The following is a 17,522-nucleotide window of genomic DNA, read 5'->3' as shown; positions in this document are numbered from 1 at the left end:
TACCCATTTTTCCAAAATATTTGAAAAGAGTTATGTTTTTCAAATCTATAGTACACATCCGAGACTTTTTGCTTTCTGTATTATAAAAGAAAGTCTTTCTTTCTGCCGAAAATGGTTTGTGAAACCGATTACCGTATGATATACTTTACTTATAAATGTAACAGTTTATGTTGCTAGAATAAAGAGGAAAATCAAATGGTTGTAAAAACAGTTGTTGAAGCTCAAGATATTTTTGACAAAGCTTGGGAAGGCTTCAAAGGTGAAGACTGGAAAGAGAAAGCAAGTGTTTCTCGCTTCGTTCAAGCTAACTACACACCTTATGATGGAGATGAAAGCTTCTTGGCAGGTCCTACTGAGCGCTCACTCCACATCAAGAAAATCGTAGAAGAAACAAAAGCTCACTACGAAGAAACTCGTTTCCCAATGGACACTCGTCCAGCATCTATCGCTGATATTGACGCTGGTTACATTGACAAGGACAACGAACTGATTTACGGTATCCAAAACGACGAACTCTTCAAATTGAACTTCATGCCAAAAGGCGGTATCCGCATGGCTGAAACTACTTTGAAAGAAAATGGATACGAACCAGATCCTGCTGTTCATGAAATCTTTACTAAATATGTTACTACAGTAAATGACGGTATCTTCCGTGCTTACACTTCTAACATCCGCCGTGCTCGTCACGCCCACACTGTAACTGGTCTTCCAGATGCTTACTCACGCGGACGTATCATCGGGGTTTACGCACGTCTTGCTCTTTATGGAGCTGACTACCTCATGGCTGAAAAAGTTCGCGACTGGAATGGTTTGACTGATATTGACGAAGAAACAATCCGTCTGCGCGAAGAAATCAACCTGCAATACCAAGCACTTGGTGAAGTTGTAAAACTTGGTGACCTTTACGGAGTTGACGTTCGCCGTCCTGCTTTCGACGTTAAAGAAGCTATCCAATGGACTAACATCGCCTTCATGGCTGTCTGCCGTGTCATCAACGGTGCTGCTACTTCTCTCGGACGTGTGCCTATCGTTCTTGACATCTACGCAGAACGTGACTTGGCTCGCGGTACTTACACTGAATCAGAAATCCAAGAATTTGTTGATGATTTCGTTATGAAACTTCGTACAGTGAAGTTTGCTCGTACGAAAGCTTACGACCAACTTTACTCTGGTGACCCAACCTTCATCACTACTTCTATGGCAGGTATGGGTAACGACGGCCGTCACCGTGTTACAAAGATGGACTACCGTTTCCTTAACACACTTGACAACATTGGTAACTCTCCAGAGCCAAACTTGACCGTTCTCTGGACTGATAAACTTCCATACTCATTCCGTCGCTACTGTATGCACATGAGCCACAAGCACTCTTCTATCCAATACGAAGGTGTAACAACAATGGCTAAAGACGGCTACGGTGAAATGAGCTGTATCTCTTGCTGTGTGTCTCCACTTGACCCTGAAAATGAAGAACAACGCCACAACATCCAATACTTTGGTGCTCGTGTAAACGTACTTAAAGCCCTTCTGACAGGTCTCAACGGCGGTTACGACGATGTTCATAAAGACTACAAGGTATTTGACATCGAGCCTATCCGTGACGAAGTTCTTGAATTCGAATCAGTTAAAGCGAACTTTGAAAAATCACTCGACTGGTTGACTGACACTTACGTAGATGCCTTGAACATCATCCATTACATGACTGACAAGTACAACTACGAAGCTGTTCAAATGGCCTTCTTGCCAACTTACCAACGCGCTAACATGGGATTCGGTATCTGTGGATTTGCCAACACTGTTGATACCTTGTCTGCTATCAAGTACGCTACTGTTAAGCCAATCCGCGACGAAAACGGCTATATCTACGACTATGAAACAATCGGAGAATACCCACGTTGGGGTGAAGATGATCCTCGCTCAAACGAACTGGCTGAATGGTTGGTTGAAGCTTACACAACTCGTCTGCGCAGCCACAAACTTTACAAGAACGCTGAAGCAACAGTATCACTCTTGACTATCACATCTAACGTTGCTTACTCTAAACAAACTGGTAACTCACCAGTCCACAAAGGAGTGTACCTCAACGAAGATGGTAGCGTGAACTTGTCTAAATTGGAATTCTTCTCACCAGGTGCTAACCCATCTAACAAGGCAAAAGGTGGCTGGTTGCAAAACCTTAACTCACTTGCTAGCTTGGACTTCAGTTACGCAGCTGACGGTATCTCATTGACAACTCAAGTATCACCTCGTGCGCTTGGTAAGACTCACGATGAACAAGTAGACAACTTGGTTACTATCCTGGATGGCTACTTCGAAAACGGTGGTCAGCACGTTAACTTGAACGTTATGGACTTGAAGGACGTTTACGACAAGATTATGTCTGGCGAAGACGTTATCGTTCGTATCTCAGGTTACTGTGTAAACACTAAGTACTTGACTCCAGAGCAAAAGACTGAATTGACTCAACGTGTCTTCCACGAAGTGCTCTCTATGGACGATGCTTTGAGCTAATAAACGACTAAGGACTTACAAACCATTTGAAAGAAGATTGGGGATTTCCAATCTTCTTTTTTGTATTTCAGACTTCAAATGACTACTAACTTGATGAAATTTTTCAGAGGCTTTATGGTATAATGGTTCTATTGCTATACTAGGAAAAGGACTGGGGAAATGACAGAGAAAGGTATCAGGGAAGAAGCCAAAGATTTCAATCTGGCGGTAGATGTCATCATGCTGGCTGGGACACTGCTGCTACAGAGCGGATCCGAGACCTATCGGGTTGAAGATACCATGATTCGTATCGCTCATTCGCAAGGGATAATCGACTGCAATGCCTTAGCAATGCCAGTGGCTATTTTCTTTTCGATTGAAAATACAAATGTCTCACGGATGAAGCGTAATCTCAAGACCAACTACAATATCGAGAAGGTCTGTGATGTCAATCAGGTCTCCCGTCAGTTGGTAACAGGAGAAATCAGCCTTCAAGAGGCTTTTGATGAGCTGAATTGCCTCAAAGTTAAGGAGCTGCCCTATAACAACAAGCAACTGATTGCTGCCGCAACACTCAGTGCTCCCTTCTTCTCCATCATGTTTGGCGGAAACTTCTACGATGCTTTAGGCGCGGCCATTGCCACCTTCTTTGGCTTTGCTTTCTCTTTGTATGTTGACAAATATATCCGCATTCCTTTTGTGACAGCTTTTGCTGGAGCCTTCGTCTTCGGACTGCTGGCTCACATCTGGACGCGCTATTCCGGTTTTAACTCCACTGATGATTTGATTATTGCGGGTTCTGTCATGCCTTTTGTCCCTGGCATTGCTCTGACCAACTCTGTGCGTGACATCATGACTAACCATATCAACTCTGGGATGAGCAAGCTCTTTGAATCGCTCCTCATTACCCTTGCTCTCGGTGCAGGTACCTCTGTCGCCCTCCTTATTATGAAATAAGCCTATGACAATCTTGACATTCTTACTGCAAGCCGTTGCCAGTCTTCTGGCCATCATTACCTTTTTAATCGTTTTAAATGTCCAGCGCAGTATGCTGATTCCCGGCGGAGTGCTGGGCATGGCTATTTGGCTACTCTATCTCCTGCTCAAAGGACCGACCAATGTCATTATAGCAACCTTTGTGGCTGCTATCATTGGTTCCTGCGTCAGCCAAATTCTCAGCATCATCTACAAAACGCCTGCTGTTGTTTTTATTTTGGCTATTCTAGCCCCCTTGGTCCCAGGCTATATTTCCTATCGGACGACTGCTTTCTTTGTCACTGGTGACTATAGCCAGGCCATGATTCACGCCACTCTGGTAGTCATTCTAGCCTTGGTCATCTCGATCGGTATGGCCAGCGGCACTGTCGTACTCAAGCTCTATCACTACTTGAAAAAGCGCCAAACCAAACTCACAGCAAACAAACAGTAGAGCCATCTGCTGTTTTTATTTTGGAAAATACATCTTAAGCCTGATTTAGCTGAGATTAGATGTTTTTTGTAAGAGTTTTATTCCTAAGTATGGTAAAATAGTTTTCGGAATATACTAGAATAAAAGGATTTAAAGAGGTCTTATAATGACAATCGGAATCGACAAAATCGGTTTTGCGACCAGTAATTATGTTTTAAAATTAAATGATTTAGCTGCAGCCCGTGGGACTGATCCAGACAAGCTTAGCAAGGGACTTTTGCTCAAGGAACTTAGCATTGCTCCTCTGACTGAGGATATTGTTACCTTGGGAGCGGCGGCAGCAGACCCCATCCTGACAGCAGAGGACAAAGAAAAGATTGATATGGTCATCGTGGCTACTGAGTCAGGGATTGACCAGAGCAAGGCGGCAGCCGTTTTTGTCCACGGCCTTTTGGGCATCCAGCCTTTTGCCCGCAGCTTTGAAATTAAGGAAGCCTGCTATGGAGCTACTGCTGCACTGGACTATGCCAAGCTCCATATCGAAAAACATCCAGACAGCAAAGTTTTGGTATTAGCTAGCGACATTGCCAAATATGGCATTAACACACCTGGCGAACCAACTCAGGGAGCGGGAGCTATTTCTATGCTGATTAGCAGCAATCCTCGTATCCTCGCTTTCAATGATGATAATGTAGCTCAGACACGCGATGTCATGGATTTTTGGCGCCCAAATTACTCGGCAACACCTTATGTTAACGGGCTCTATTCAACCCAGCAGTATCTGGATAGCTTAAAGACAACTTGGACGGAATACCAGAAACGCCACAAGCTGGCTCTCAAAGATTTTGCGGCCTACTGCTTCCACCTGCCTTATCCAAAACTGGCCCTTAAAGGCCTCAATAAAATCATGGATAAAAGCCTACCTCAAGAGCAGCAAGACCAGCTTAAGGAAAACTTTGAAAAGTCAATCCTCTACAGCCAAAAAGTTGGAAATATCTATACAGGATCCCTCTTCCTAGGCCTCCTGTCTCTTTTAGAAAACTCTGACAACCTCAAGGCTGGCGATCGGATTGCTCTCTTTGGCTATGGCAGCGGAGCTGTCTCTGAAATCTTCAGTGCCAATTTGGTAGAGGGCTATGAAAAGCATCTATCCAAGACACGCCTAGAGGAATTAAACCAGCGTCAAGCTCTTTCCATCGCAGACTACGAGCGCATCTTTTTTGAAGAAGCTGAGCTGGATGCGGAAGGCAATGCCCGCTTCTCTGACTATGAAAACCAAAGCTTTGCTCTGGCGGAAATTGCAGAGCACCAGCGTAAGTACATCAAAGTTGAGAAATCATCATGAAAGTAAACTGGACTGGATTTTCCAAAAAAGCTCCTACTGAACGGCTGCAGATGTTGAAAGAAAAGGAACTTTTACAAGATGAACATTGGCAGCTGCTAGACAGTCAGCAGACTTTGCCTCTGGAAACAGCCAACCAGATGAGTGAAAATGTACTGGCCACTCTAGCCTTGCCCTACTCTCTAGTGCCAGACTTTTTGGTGGATGGCAAAAGCTATCAAGTTCCTTTTGTGACAGAAGAGCCATCTGTTGTAGCAGCGGCTAGCTTTGCGGCTAAAATTATCAAACGTTCAGGCGGATTTGAGACAGAGGTCCACAAACGCCAGATGATTGGGCAAATTGCCCTCTATCAGATTGATAATGCAGACCAAGCCATTAAAGATGTTCTCAGGAAAAAGAAAGAGTTACTGGAACAGGCCAACCAAGCCTATCCATCGATTGTTGCCCGTGGTGGCGGTGCTAGAGATCTTTGGCTGGAGCAAAAGGATGACTTCCTCATTTTCTATCTGTCTGTGGATACGCAGGAAGCCATGGGAGCCAATATGCTCAACACCATGCTAGAGGCTCTCACTCTTCCTCTGGAAGAGCTGACTGGCGGTAAGAGCCTGATGGCTATCCTATCAAACTATGCAACAGATAGCCTGGTAACAGCCCGCTGTGTCATCGACTATCGCTTTCTCAGTCGGGATAAGGCCGAGGCGGAACTTCTTGCGGATAAAATGCAGCTGGCTAGCAAGCTAGCCCAGGTCGATCCTTACCGGGCAGCTACCCACAATAAAGGCATCTTTAATGGTATTGATGCTTTGGTGCTGGCTACTGGAAATGACTGGAGGGCTATAGAAGCTGGCGCTCATGCCTATGCCAGCCGAGAAGGAAGCTACAGCGGCCTCTCTACTTGGACTGCGGATTCAGACAACCGACAGCTTCATGGTCAGATGACCCTGCCCATGCCCATTGCAACTAAGGGAGGCTCCATCGGCCTCAATCCCTCAGTGGCAGCCAGCTTTGACTTGCTGGGGCAGCCTCAGGCCAAGGATTTGGCTTCCCTCATCGTATCGGTCGGATTGGCACAAAACTTCGCTGCCCTCAAAGCCCTAGTCAGTACTGGCATCCAAGCCGGACACATGAAATTGCAAGCCAAATCTTTAGCATTACAAGCTGGAGCCCAAGGCGAAGAAATTGCTGCTGTAGCCAATCGCTTAACAGCCAAGAAGACTTTCAACCTCGCTACTGCTCAAGAAATCCTAGCTGACTTACGAAAACAGGACAAGTAAAAAGGCCATTGATGGCCTTTTTTGTATGACTTTATGCTATTTAATCTGTTCCTGAGCTTCTTTCAGCCGCCCGTAGAGTAGATAGGGTACATTCTTTAGTTCTTGCAAGTTTCGGCAGGACAGGGCGCACATGATGAGGCGCAGATCTGATTTCCAGCCTTCTACAATATCAATAACCTCTTCTACTGAGTGATTTTCCACCAAGTCCAGCATAGTGCGAGAGAGACCGACCGCCTTGGCTCCTAAGACCAGAGCTTTGACCATATCCAAAGGATGGCGGACACCTCCACTAGCCAAGAGTTCGACCTCATCACGCAATGGCTGAAGCACTAATAGGCTCTGCAGAGTAGATTGCCCCCAATCATTGAGGTAGTCACGATTGCCACCCCGCCGATTTTCAATATAGGCAAAGCTAGTGCCACCCCGGCCGGAAATATCAAAAGTCTGAATCCCCAAGGAGCGCGCTTCTTCGACAGTAGAGCGATCCATGCCAAAGCCAACTTCTTTAAGAATTAGAGGAAGATCCAGCCACTGACCATAATCAGTCAAGTGCTGGCGCCAAGAGCGAAATTCCCGCTCGCCCTCTGGCATCAGCAATTCCTGCATGAGATTGACATGGACCTGCAAAAAGAGGGGCTGCAAATCAGCTACTGCCTGCTGGGCGGCTTGAAAAGGCTTGTCCAAGCCGATATTGGTAGCCAGCAATAAATTAGGCCGACCAGTCGCCACCCGATAGGAAGAATCAGAAGGATTTTTCAAGGCTGCGCTGTAAGAGCCAGTTACAAAAAGAAGGCCGCAACTTTCAGCTACTTGAGCCAGCTTTTCATTGATTTGACCGCCTTTTTGGCTGCCGCCAGTCATGGCATTGATGTAAAAAGGAAACTCCCAGTCACAGCCTGCAAAGTGAGTAGATAGGTCAATCTCTGCCAAATCATACTTGGGCAGAGAACGGTGAACCAATTCCATTTCATCAAAACTGTTGTAACCCAGACGCTGCTCTAAGGCGTATTTGATATGGTCGTCCTTACGATTCTGGCTCATCATGGCCCATCCTTTCTCTGTATAATAGCTCAATGCCAGCTGCTTGCCAGGCTTGAATCAGTTGCTTGCTAGATGCGGCATCAAAGCTGAAAGCAATCCCGCAGTCGCCGCCACCGGCACCACTGCTCTTAGCCACACAGTCCAGTCCCTCTGCCGCTTCTTTTAAGACTTTCAGCCTGTCTGTATAAATAGCTGGACTGAGTGTTTCTAATAGCTGACTAGCCTTTTCCATACTAGACTGAATAGCGAACTTCTCTCCTGCTAATAAAGCTCTCTCCAAAGCATCAACCTGCGTCCTGCTTCCTGTCAAAAAGGACTCTGAAATAGCTGACTTGACCTGATTGACCAAGTCCTTAGAAATCGCTGGCTGCTTGGTCCAGCCAACTAGAAAATCCATGGCTAAGCAAGGCTTAATACTACGAATTTCAAAACCCCAATCCTCTGCTAGTAATTGCTGTAAATCAACTTTGCCCATACGCTTGCGGATCAGCTCTCTATCAAAAGACTGGTAGTAAATCAGATCTTCATAAGCAATGCAGGCTAGATCTCCCATGGAGCCATTGTCCCCTCGCTTTAGGAGGACGTAGGAAGCCAGTTTGAAGAGCAGCTCTGGCTCTAAGTCCAGCTCATAAAGTCCTGCCATGGCCTTGAGAGTCAGAATAACCACACTACCGCTGGAGCCAATCCCGAACTTCTTACCGTCCCTTTCCATTTTGCCACTAATCTTTAGAGAAAAAGGCTGAAGTTGGTAGCCTAAGGCTAGCAAATAAGTGTTCATAACCCCTACCGCCTCCTGAATCAAGGCATAATCAGGGTCTGACTCTAGGTTAGCGCTGTGTTCAAACATATCTGATGTCAAGCGATAGGCGGAGGCTGCCTGGATTTCCGCCGTCATATAGATAGGAATGGCCTTGATAATGGCCGGCTGACCGGTCGTCAGCACTGCATATTCACCCGCCAGATAAAGCTTGCCACAGGTTTGGACTCTTGCACTAGTTTTCATCAGACAAGTCCTTTGTTTTGGAGATAATAAGCCGGTAGTCTTTCTCAAATATAGCAACCAGATGGTCTAGGTCTTCCTCCAAGCAGAGGACCTTGACATTTGGCCCTGCGTCCATGGTAAAGTAGCAACGCTCGCCCAGCTCCCGTAGCTTTCTGACAGCATCCATAGCCTGATAAGACTCCTCTGTCAGATAAGAAAACGGCGGATAAGCTTTCTCTGTCGTAGCATGCATCCGAAGAGCATTTTCTTCAGTCAGCTGACCAACCTTGGCAAAATCATTGTCCCGCAAATAGCCTAGCATGGCCTGATAATCCAAGGCAGACTGGGCAATCCAATCTGGGAAAATGGTGGAAGTTTTGGCACAGAGCTCCATACCGTCGCGGCTGGAAATAGGCTTTTTCTCATCGTGCAGAACCAGCATAATCATGGCTAGCTTCAAATCCGTCTTGACTGGATAAATGGCCCCGCTGTCCTTATCCCAGGCCGCTAGCGGACCAAAGAAAGAGCGAGCAGAGGACCCTGAAGCAAACTTGGCCAGCTGAGCCAGCTCTTGCGTTTGATAGCCCGTCTGAAAATAAGCATTGCAGGCCTTGACTAGGGCAGATAGACCGCTGGAGCTGGAAGACAGACCCGCTGCAGTCGGCATATTGTTGCTGGTATCAACGCGGACAAAACCATCTTCTGGAGAGCGGAAACGGTCAATAATCTTACTGATTTTGGCATGTTCTGCCGGGCTTTGCAGCTGACCGTCAATATAAAACTCATCTCCAGTCGCTGAATCCGGCAAAGGACTCAGCTGCGTCTCGGTATACATATTTTCCAGTGTCAGCGAGATACTGCTGGTAGACGGAATCATCTTTTCTGCATCTTTCTTCCCCCAATATTTGACAATTGCAATATTGGCATAGGATTTGACACTTACAGGCTTTCGATCCATGTGTTAATGGCCCCTTTCTCTCTCAATAAGGCGGCTAAGGCCTCCGCCTGACTTTTTTCTCCTACAAGAGCAATGACACAGCCACCCAGACCGCCGCCGCTCATCTTAGCTCCCAAAGCTCCATTTTCAAGAGCTGCCGCTACCAGCTCATCTGCTTTCTGGCAAGAAACCCCTAGCTTGGCTAGCTTCTCATGAGCCTTGGTCATAGCTTGTCCCATTGTCATCAGGTCCTTGATAGAAATGGCCTTCTCAAGGATTTTCGTTAAATTCCCCAATTCCTGCAGCAAAGGCAGAGCCTTTTGGCCCTGACTTTCTACAGCACGGATGGCTTTGCGGGTATGACCGTGAATGCCCGTATCTGCAATGACTAAAAAGGCATCAAGATCCAGCTCAATTTCACTGAAATCAAAATTGCGGATGAATTTGATAGCCACATCGCTAAGGCAAGTCTTGGCATCAAGGCCACTGGGATTCATATGGGCAATCATCTCTGCCCGATTGGCTAGAATCTCTAGTGTCTGGTCATCTAGTTCTTCCTCAAAGTAGTCAAAGACTGCCCGAATGGCCGCAATACTAACTGCGGCTGAAGACCCCATTCCTCTCTTCTCAGGGACCATGGACTCCACCTGACAGCGAATCTTAGCCCCTTGCCGACCGAGATGTTCTAGACAGGCAAAAACAGCCATAGACAGTGTATCCTCAGCGTAGAGGGTCCAGGCCCGCTCAGATGAAAAGACCTGACAGGTCACTTCAATACGATTAAGAGGCAGGGATATGGCCGGATAGCCATAGACTACTGAATGCTCTCCCATTAAAATAATTTTACTATGTGCCTTGCCGACACCGATTTCTTTTGTCATATTCTTCTCTTGTCTGTAGATTCTCTCTATCTTATTTTAATATACTTTGGCAAAAAAAGCGATTTTTATTAAGAGAAAATCACTGGGGCTAGAGACCGATATTTATATAGGCAGACACGATAAAACTCCGGGGCTTGCAGCCGGAGTCTTTTAAAGTTCTCTTCTTATCAGGTCCATCAGCTGGTTACGATCCAAGATCCATTGAGCCCGCTCGTCTTTTTCATAGGTCCGGTTGGACAGGAAAATAGCCGCCTTTTGCTCCTTGCGATTATACATGATAAAGGTTCCCGTGTAGCCAGTGTGTTCCAGCCAGCAGCCCTCTAGATTCCAGGCTAGACTACGTCTTTTGCCTGGCTCTTTGGAAAAATTCTGGGTCAGATTGGCCGCAAAGTCATCCTGCAGATAATGTTCCAGAAATATTTCCAAATCCCTGAGACTTGAAAATAAGCCAGCACTACCAGAATGGATGCCTAGAACACGCGCCTTGGGATCATGAACCTGACCATCCTGGACACCGCGAACGGTCGGCACAGCTCCTAGAACTGGTCCAAAACTAGTCTCAGCCAAACTCCAAGGCTGGAAAATCTGACTTTGAAAAATCTGATCCAAGGCCTGACCGTAGATCTCTTCCAACATAAAGCCCAAGAGCAGAAAATTCACATCCGTATAGCGGAAGGTCTTATCTTCAAGCACTGTCAAATGATTGAGCGCTGCTTTCAACTCAGGAGCTGCCAGCTGATCACGATTGGGAATAAAGGGATCTAGTCCTGATGTGTGGGTCAAGAGCTGACGCAAGGTCACATCTTCTTGATGAAAGGCCGGATAATAATGCTGTAAGGGCAAATCCAGCTCTAGCTTCCCCTGCTCATACAAAAAGGCTGCCAGAGTACCAACTCCGACCACCTTGCTGACGCTAGCCAAGTCATAGACCAAACCCGCTTGAGTGGCCTTTCCTTCTTGCGGATCAGCTAGACCAAAGTAGAATTCCTGCCACCGGCCAGCTTGGTACAAAGCCAGACTAGCACCGGGATAGATACCGTCTTTCAGCTGTTCTTTGATTTTGCTGATGATTTTTTCTAGAGTCATGCTTCAAACCACAATTCAATCTTGCTCGAATCCTGACTCAGCAGGAACTTATCTGACTTAGGTACAAAGATTTCGTGCCCTTCAAAGACAGGACGCAGGGCAGCGGTTTCTAAACGATTGACCTGAGCTTTGAGCATGGTCAAGTCCCAAGTTAGGGCATTGTCAGTCTGCAAGTCTTGACCCTCTGCTTCTGTAAAGGTCAGAAAATCCAGCGCATTTTCAATCTTGCTGTAAAATTCTTGGGCTTCATTGGCATTAGGTACACGAATTTCTACTGTTTCTATCTCAAATTGGCTAAGGCCGATGAAGTCCTCTTGCTTTTCAAATTCAGGCGCCGCCGTGACCTCTTGCAGATTTGCTCTATTATCTTCAGCATGCAAGAGAACTAGGTCACCCTCTGGTGACAGAGCTTCAAAAGCATAGCCTTTCTCTCCTTGATACAGCTTAGTCCAAGCAGGCTTTTGGGCCAATAGAGACTCGATTTCTTTAGCATCTGCAACCTTGACAACGATTCTGGCTAATTTTTTAGGACCTTTGACTCGCCGAGACCGCATACTGGGTGATTCTTCCAGTTGCAGTTTCTCTGTCTTAGTCTGATCTCCTAAAGACAGAAAAGCCGCTTCCTCTAAAAGGGCCTTCATGCCCAGCTGATTGACAAAAAATTCTTGATTTAAATGACGATTATTGATCTTTAATACAGGGATAATTCTAATAATATGATTCGCGCTCATAATTCCTCCAAACCATTTTATTGTAATGGATTTTCATCTTTTTGACAAGAAATTATGCGCAAATAAACAATTTTTAAAACAAGAAGACCTTGGATTTATTGGTAAACGGTCTGAGCAATGACCAAACCCCTAGCGGACTCAAACTCGTACTGCAGATAGGACTGCTAGGTACCGGGCGCGATAATACCACGAATATCCAGAATATCTGTCCCAGTCTGCCCAATAATCGAATCTGCTAGCAGGCAACAGTTGGTCGACAGGACAAAATACGTCTTGAAACGACTGGTTTTAAACTTATACAGCTGCGCTCCTAGTTCATGCTTCAACTTGTAGGAGTATGTTGGCTGGCCATTTTTCAGTTCTGCTGGCGGCTCCCATTCTACTAACAGCTGATCAATTTCAGCCAGGCGCTTCTCAACCGCTTCCTTCTCCTTATCTGTCAAAGCCAGAGAATAACCAAAGAGCGTTTTCTTGCTTTCTTTTTTGCAAAGCTCAATATAGGCGTCTTTAGGAACCTTGAAGAGAACACCGTCTCCAATCATGCCCTTGCATCGCTCAGAAAAAACATCATAGCTGCCATAAGAAATCACTTGTCCCTGATAACAAATATCTACATGACCAATGCCCCCTAATAAACTTGTCTTTGAAGTATGGACCAAGACCTCCAAGTCCGCCTTTTTTTCTCTATTCTTAACAAGACTATAAACATTTTTACGATCAGAAGCTGCATCTCCCTGAATCAGTCGATTAAAGCGTTCCAGATTTTCTACCGGAATAAAGGCTGCAAAAATAATAGGTAGGTTAATACGAATTTGCCTACGCAGCCGATGTTTTTCACGGTCATTGTCGAAAAAGAGGCCATCCCGGATATTGGACATTCCCAGCATCATCAAATAGATTCCCAAAATCAAAAACTGCAAGTGTCCGTCAGTCGCAGGCGAAAGAATACTGGTCAGTCCAATCCCACCATAGAGAACGGTATCAAATAGATAGCGCAAGCCGCCCTTGACATGATTTTGCCGATAAAGCAGATAGGTCACTCCGTAAATACCGGCCGTCAAAATCTGGTAGCTACCCAAACTGATAATCACAATATTGACAGGCACATCACTGATTCGGTTAAGCCAGCTGATACCCATAGCGACTGCAATCTGAAGCAGACTATGCCAGACAGCCCCTTCTTTCTTGCGCGTAAAAACATGAAGAACAATATTTACCAAGCCAACAACTGTCAGATAAAGCGAAATAAAATCGAAGGCCAGCTGGGTAAATCTGAAGCCATTGACAATGATAATCAGGCCAAAAACAAGGGCTAAAAAACCAAAGAGTAAGGTTCTGCGGCCACTGATCTTATGATATTTTGATACTTGCATCTCCATCTTTACCTTCTCTTTCGTTCGAAAAAAGAGTTGAGGAAATCCCCCAACTCTGATCTTATGTGCTTATCCGTAGATTGTTTTAAACAAGAGGACTGCTGTGATACCTGCAAGAATCGGTGCCACAACTGGAACCCAAGAATACCACCATTTTGAATCACCCTTGTGTTTGCCCAAAACAGATTCTGGCAGGATGAAGTGGAGGATACGAGGTCCGAGGTCACGAGCTGGGTTCAGTCCAGGTCCAGTAGGGCCTCCCAGAGAGGTTACCAAAGCCATTACCAAGAAACCAAGTGCCAAGTGAGCGACTGAAAGGCTACCAACTTGGAATGGTGCAACTTGATCTTTAGCCTGAGATATTGCAGCAGCAATCTGTTCTTTAGGAACTGAAGTCCCTTGTGCTGCCATCTGAGCAGCTTGTGAATTGATAGTTGCTTCAGCTTTGCTCAACAATTCTGCTCCAAAGAAGTTCTTGGTCAAGCCCATAGCCGCAAAGAAAAGAACAAAAGAACCAACAAATTCATTGATAAAACCATTGAACAAGGCTGCTTTACGTGATTCAGGCGTGCCATGATCTAGACTAGAGATGGTAGAGAAAGTACCCAAAATATTATTAGGATTTTCTGTTCCCAAATAGTAAGGGCGATGAGTCGCAACGACCAAGGCCTGTCCGAAAATAGCTCCTAAAAGCTGGGCTGCAATGTATGGTGCAACCTGTGCCCAAGGGAAATAACCACTGACAGCAAGTCCCAAAGTAAAGGCAGGGTTGATATGGTTACCGGACACATTACCAAACATCAAAGCTGGAATCATAACCCCCATACCGTAACCGACAGCGATGACTAACCAACCGCTCTGATGTCCCTTAGTTCCTTTTAATTCAACGTTGGCAACAGCTCCGTTCCCCAAGACAATGAGGATAGCTGTTCCTAAAAATTCTGTGGCGTATTTAACGACCCATTCGAAATCCATTTAATGATACTCCTTAAATATTTTTTAGACAAAGTCTATTTTATCAAGTATAATGGATAATGTAAAGGTCATTTTTAATAAAAATAAGAAAAAGAGGGAAGAATATGCGTTTTAATCAGTATAGTTATGCAAAAACGAAACGGGAAAATATGTTGATAGAATTAGCTGAATTAGGCTTTTTTTATGACAGCAATCGCTCTGATAAGGAAAATCTTGAAGATTTTCTCCGCACCAGCTTTTTCACTTATAAAAATACAGATTATCCCTTGAAGTCCTGGGCTGCTGACAGCCAAACAGACCTGCTGAGCTTTTTCCAGTCTGACAGAGAACTGACAGCGTCTGTCTTTTACACTGTGGCCTTTCAGCTGCTTGAGTTCTCGCCCTTTATTGATTTTACAGATGTTGAGGCCTTTCGCAAAGAAACAGGCTTTCCAATTACATTTGGAGACTTGTTGGAAAATCTCTACCAGCTGCTCAACACTCGGACAAAAAATGGTAATTTGTTGATTGATAAGCTAGTCAGCGAGGGTTTGATTCCTGAGGACAATACCCACCACTGCTTCAACGGCAAGAGCCTAGCAACCTTTTCCAGCCATGATGCTATCCGAGAGGTAGTTTACGTGGAATCACGTGTGGACACTGATCGAGACGGCCGTCCGGACCTCATCAAAGTCAGCATTATCCGTCCTCGTTACCAAGGGAAAATTCCGGCCGTAATGACTGCTTCTCCTTATCATCAAGGAACCAATGACCCTGCCAGCAACAAGGCGCTTCATGATATGAATGTGGACTTAGTAAAAAAAGATCCTCATCAAATCACAGTACAAGATCCTGAGCTCAAATTGCTCCAGCTGGATTTGCCAGCTCCTACCCAAGAAGTCTCTGAAGCCGAGGAAAAATTAGGCCATATCGGCACCTACACGCTCAATGATTACTTACTGCCCCGCGGCTTTGCTAATCTCTATGTGTCTGGCGTGGGAACTAAAGACTCTGAAGGACTGATGACCAGCGGCGACTATCAGCAGATCGAAGCCTATAAGAACGTTATTGATTGGCTCAACGGCCGCTGCCGAGCCTTCACCGACCACACTCGCCAACGGGAAATCAAGGCCACTTGGTCCAACGGAAAAGTGGCTACGACCGGTATCTCCTATCTGGGCACCATGTCCAACGGGCTGGCAACGACTGGCGTAGATGGACTGGAGGTCATCATCGCTGAAGCAGGGATTTCTTCTTGGTACAACTACTATCGCGAAAACGGCCTTGTCACAAGTCCTGGCGGCTATCCAGGAGAGGATTTTGAATCCCTGACCGAACTGACCTACTCCCGCAACCTGAGGGCTGGTGACTACCTGCGCAACAACGACGCTTATCAGCAAAACCTAGAGCAACAGCGCAAAGACCTAGACCGGCAAACCGGAGATTACAATCAATTTTGGCATGACCGCAACTACCTGCTCCACGCAGATAAGGTCAAGGCCGAAGTCGTCTTCACCCATGGCTCTCAAGACTGGAACGTTAAGCCTCTCCATGTCTATAATATGTTTCGAGCCTTACCGCCCCACATCAAAAAGCATCTTTTCTTCCATAACGGCGCCCATGTTTACATGAACAACTGGCAGTCCATTGACTTCCGTGAGTCTATCAATGCTCTGCTGAGCAAAAAACTGCTGGGATGTGAATCAGACTTTAAACTGCCAACAATCATCTGGCAGGACAACAGCCAAGCTCAAAGCTGGTTGACCTTGGAAGACTTCGGTGGACAAGAGCAGAAACTTCAGCTCCAACTAGGCCAAGACTGCCAATCTATCCAAAATCAATATCCAGAAGAAGACTATAATCGTTTTGCTAAAAATTACCAAAGCTTCAAGACTGAGCTCTTTGACGGTAAGGTCAACCAGATTACTCTGGATTGGACTTTGGAAAAGGACCTCTTTCTCAACGGAGCGACCCAGCTCAATCTTCGCCTTAAATCCAGCACTGATAAAGGACTGCTTTCTGCTCAATTGCTGGACTTCGGACCAGCTAAACGCCTCACACCGATTCCGACACCGCTTGAGCCTAGAGTCATGGACAACGGCCGCTACTATATGCTGGACAATCTGGTTGAACTGCCCTTTACCGAAACACCTCATCGCGTCATCACCAAAGGTTTTCTCAACCTGCAAAACCGGACCAACCTACTGACTGTCGAAGAAGTCACTCCTGACCAATGGCTGGAATTTTCCTTTGAACTGCAACCAACCATCTATAAGATGAAAAAAGGCGACCAACTGCGCCTTGTCCTCTACACTACAGACTTTGAGCATACAGTCCGCGATAAGACCGATTATCAGCTGACTGTAGATTTGAAGCAATCTAGTTTGGATTTGCCAACAATGACATCACATTAATAAAAGAAAAAGACGCTGAAATTCAGCGCTTCAGATTAAAGACAAAGTCCTAAGAATAGAAGTTTCTAAGGGCTTTTCTTTTATTGTAGATTGAGATATTCCTCTGCATATTTTTTATAATCTGGCTTTTCCTTGCGGTTCATAGCAAAGAGCATACTGCCTGTGAGATAGTCATCGTCTGAGTCAGGAATTAGCATAATAGCAATGTTTTTATCTTTCTCAGGAAAGACGATAGAAAATGTTCCGCCATTATCTTTCCGAGTCAGGCCGTAATAACTCACTCCATTCTTAAAACCAACTGCATTTTGAGTATACTCATACTCTTCTTCGTTGACAATAATGGTCTTGTCTTTTATTTCAATGGTCTTTTGTTCACCGCTAGCATCCTGTACATTCCATTTTCCCTGAATTTTGGGACTGCCACTGCAGCCAATTAGGATGAAGAGGGATGAGAGCACTACTAACAGCAAACCTCTTATCTTCTTGTTTTTCAAGTTGTCTTCTCCTTAGTATATAGATTCCTGACCATTCTACTATAAAGGCTAAATTTTTGTCAAACCTCTTAGAAATCTTCTTGCCACTTTTCCAAAAAATGATATAATTTGAAGA

The 17,522-nt window shown here is 45.5% G+C and carries 14 protein-coding genes and 1 pseudogene; 6 read left to right on the top strand and 9 right to left on the bottom strand.

The window, feature by feature from the left end; translation table 11 throughout:
• Positions 1 to 195 precede the first annotated feature (195 nt).
• The 5 genes from pflB to K4I03_RS06200 all read left to right on the top strand — a co-directional run bounded on the left by pflB (position 196) and on the right by K4I03_RS06200 (position 6,514).
• Positions 196 to 2,511: a formate C-acetyltransferase gene (gene pflB / locus K4I03_RS06220; RefSeq protein WP_002896602.1), complete on the top strand. Its 2,316-nt coding sequence runs from the start codon at positions 196 to 198 to the stop codon at positions 2,509 to 2,511.
• Positions 2,512 to 2,670: 159 nt separating this feature from the next.
• On the top strand, positions 2,671 to 3,447 hold the full coding sequence (locus tag K4I03_RS06215; RefSeq protein WP_002903742.1) for a threonine/serine exporter family protein: 777 nt from the start codon (positions 2,671 to 2,673) through the stop codon (positions 3,445 to 3,447).
• 4 nt (positions 3,448 to 3,451) lie between these two features.
• Entirely contained in the window at positions 3,452 to 3,919 is a 468-nt protein-coding gene (locus K4I03_RS06210) for a threonine/serine exporter family protein (RefSeq protein ID WP_002903393.1), read from the top strand.
• Between the two features lie 145 nt (positions 3,920 to 4,064).
• Positions 4,065 to 5,243, top strand: coding sequence for a hydroxymethylglutaryl-CoA synthase (locus K4I03_RS06205; protein ID WP_227964057.1), 1,179 nt, complete (start codon positions 4,065 to 4,067; stop codon positions 5,241 to 5,243).
• Positions 5,240 to 6,514 carry a hydroxymethylglutaryl-CoA reductase, degradative gene (locus K4I03_RS06200; RefSeq protein WP_227964056.1) on the top strand — a complete coding sequence of 425 codons (1,275 nt, stop codon included), beginning with the start codon at positions 5,240 to 5,242 and terminating at the stop codon, positions 6,512 to 6,514. Before K4I03_RS06205 ends, K4I03_RS06200 begins: the two co-directional genes overlap by 4 nt.
• Before the next feature lie 36 nt (positions 6,515 to 6,550).
• Here K4I03_RS06200 and fni read toward each other — a convergent pair whose 3' ends face one another.
• From fni to gla, 8 genes and pseudogenes are all read right to left on the bottom strand, one after another.
• Complete coding sequence (gene fni, locus K4I03_RS06195; protein ID WP_227964819.1) at positions 6,551 to 7,558, bottom strand: type 2 isopentenyl-diphosphate Delta-isomerase; 1,008 nt, start codon at positions 7,556 to 7,558, stop codon at positions 6,551 to 6,553.
• Positions 7,539 to 8,558 carry a phosphomevalonate kinase gene (locus K4I03_RS06190; RefSeq protein ID WP_227964055.1) on the bottom strand — a complete coding sequence of 340 codons (1,020 nt, stop codon included), beginning with the start codon at positions 8,556 to 8,558 and terminating at the stop codon, positions 7,539 to 7,541. Before K4I03_RS06190 ends, fni begins: the two co-directional genes overlap by 20 nt.
• Complete coding sequence (gene mvaD / locus K4I03_RS06185; protein WP_227964054.1) at positions 8,548 to 9,495, bottom strand: diphosphomevalonate decarboxylase; 948 nt, start codon at positions 9,493 to 9,495, stop codon at positions 8,548 to 8,550. The genes K4I03_RS06190 and mvaD overlap by 11 nt, the downstream gene beginning before the upstream one ends.
• The gene (mvk, locus tag K4I03_RS06180) at positions 9,477 to 10,355 is read right to left on the bottom strand and encodes a mevalonate kinase (RefSeq protein ID WP_227964053.1); all 879 of its coding nucleotides are present in this window, start codon (positions 10,353 to 10,355) and stop codon (positions 9,477 to 9,479) included. The genes mvaD and mvk overlap by 19 nt, the downstream gene beginning before the upstream one ends.
• Before the next feature lie 150 nt (positions 10,356 to 10,505).
• Positions 10,506 to 11,441: a serine hydrolase domain-containing protein gene (locus tag K4I03_RS06175; protein WP_227964052.1), complete on the bottom strand. Its 936-nt coding sequence runs from the start codon at positions 11,439 to 11,441 to the stop codon at positions 10,506 to 10,508.
• Entirely contained in the window at positions 11,438 to 12,172 is a 735-nt protein-coding gene (locus K4I03_RS06170) for a CppA family protein (protein WP_227964051.1), read from the bottom strand. Before K4I03_RS06170 ends, K4I03_RS06175 begins: the two co-directional genes overlap by 4 nt.
• A gap of 95 nt (positions 12,173 to 12,267) precedes the next feature.
• Positions 12,268 to 13,551, bottom strand: a pseudogene (locus K4I03_RS06165) (DUF308 domain-containing protein).
• Between the two features lie 63 nt (positions 13,552 to 13,614).
• Positions 13,615 to 14,520, bottom strand: a complete 906-nt coding sequence (gene gla, locus K4I03_RS06160) for an aquaglyceroporin Gla (protein WP_002910706.1) — start codon at positions 14,518 to 14,520, stop codon at positions 13,615 to 13,617.
• Positions 14,521 to 14,624: 104 nt separating this feature from the next.
• Between gla and K4I03_RS06155 the strand changes: the two genes are divergently transcribed.
• On the top strand, positions 14,625 to 16,913 hold the full coding sequence (locus K4I03_RS06155; protein ID WP_227964050.1) for a Xaa-Pro dipeptidyl-peptidase: 2,289 nt from the start codon (positions 14,625 to 14,627) through the stop codon (positions 16,911 to 16,913).
• A gap of 80 nt (positions 16,914 to 16,993) precedes the next feature.
• On the opposite strand, the gene K4I03_RS06150 is transcribed toward K4I03_RS06155, so the two are convergent.
• Positions 16,994 to 17,407: a glycosyltransferase gene (locus tag K4I03_RS06150; protein WP_227964049.1), complete on the bottom strand. Its 414-nt coding sequence runs from the start codon at positions 17,405 to 17,407 to the stop codon at positions 16,994 to 16,996.
• Positions 17,408 to 17,522 lie beyond the last annotated feature (115 nt).

The sequence above is a fragment of the Streptococcus sanguinis genome (genome assembly GCF_020729725.1).
Lineage (GTDB): Bacteria > Bacillota > Bacilli > Lactobacillales > Streptococcaceae > Streptococcus > Streptococcus sanguinis_V.
This window is presented reverse-complemented; position numbering and strand designations above follow the sequence as displayed.

Coding starts and splice junctions, on each gene's coding strand:
- gla (WP_002910706.1), bottom strand. CDS start 14,520: ATGGATTTCGAATGGGTCGTTAAATACGCCACAGAATTTTTAGGAACA.
- K4I03_RS06190 (WP_227964055.1), bottom strand. CDS start 8,558: ATGAAAACTAGTGCAAGAGTCCAAACCTGTGGCAAGCTTTATCTGGCG.
- mvaD (WP_227964054.1), bottom strand. CDS start 9,495: ATGGATCGAAAGCCTGTAAGTGTCAAATCCTATGCCAATATTGCAATT.
- pflB (WP_002896602.1), top strand. CDS start 196: ATGGTTGTAAAAACAGTTGTTGAAGCTCAAGATATTTTTGACAAAGCT.
- K4I03_RS06200 (WP_227964056.1), top strand. CDS start 5,240: ATGAAAGTAAACTGGACTGGATTTTCCAAAAAAGCTCCTACTGAACGG.
- K4I03_RS06175 (WP_227964052.1), bottom strand. CDS start 11,441: ATGACTCTAGAAAAAATCATCAGCAAAATCAAAGAACAGCTGAAAGAC.
- K4I03_RS06205 (WP_227964057.1), top strand. CDS start 4,065: ATGACAATCGGAATCGACAAAATCGGTTTTGCGACCAGTAATTATGTT.
- mvk (WP_227964053.1), bottom strand. CDS start 10,355: ATGACAAAAGAAATCGGTGTCGGCAAGGCACATAGTAAAATTATTTTA.
- K4I03_RS06210 (WP_002903393.1), top strand. CDS start 3,452: ATGACAATCTTGACATTCTTACTGCAAGCCGTTGCCAGTCTTCTGGCC.
- K4I03_RS06215 (WP_002903742.1), top strand. CDS start 2,671: ATGACAGAGAAAGGTATCAGGGAAGAAGCCAAAGATTTCAATCTGGCG.
- K4I03_RS06170 (WP_227964051.1), bottom strand. CDS start 12,172: ATGAGCGCGAATCATATTATTAGAATTATCCCTGTATTAAAGATCAAT.
- K4I03_RS06155 (WP_227964050.1), top strand. CDS start 14,625: ATGCGTTTTAATCAGTATAGTTATGCAAAAACGAAACGGGAAAATATG.
- fni (WP_227964819.1), bottom strand. CDS start 7,558: ATGATGAGCCAGAATCGTAAGGACGACCATATCAAATACGCCTTAGAG.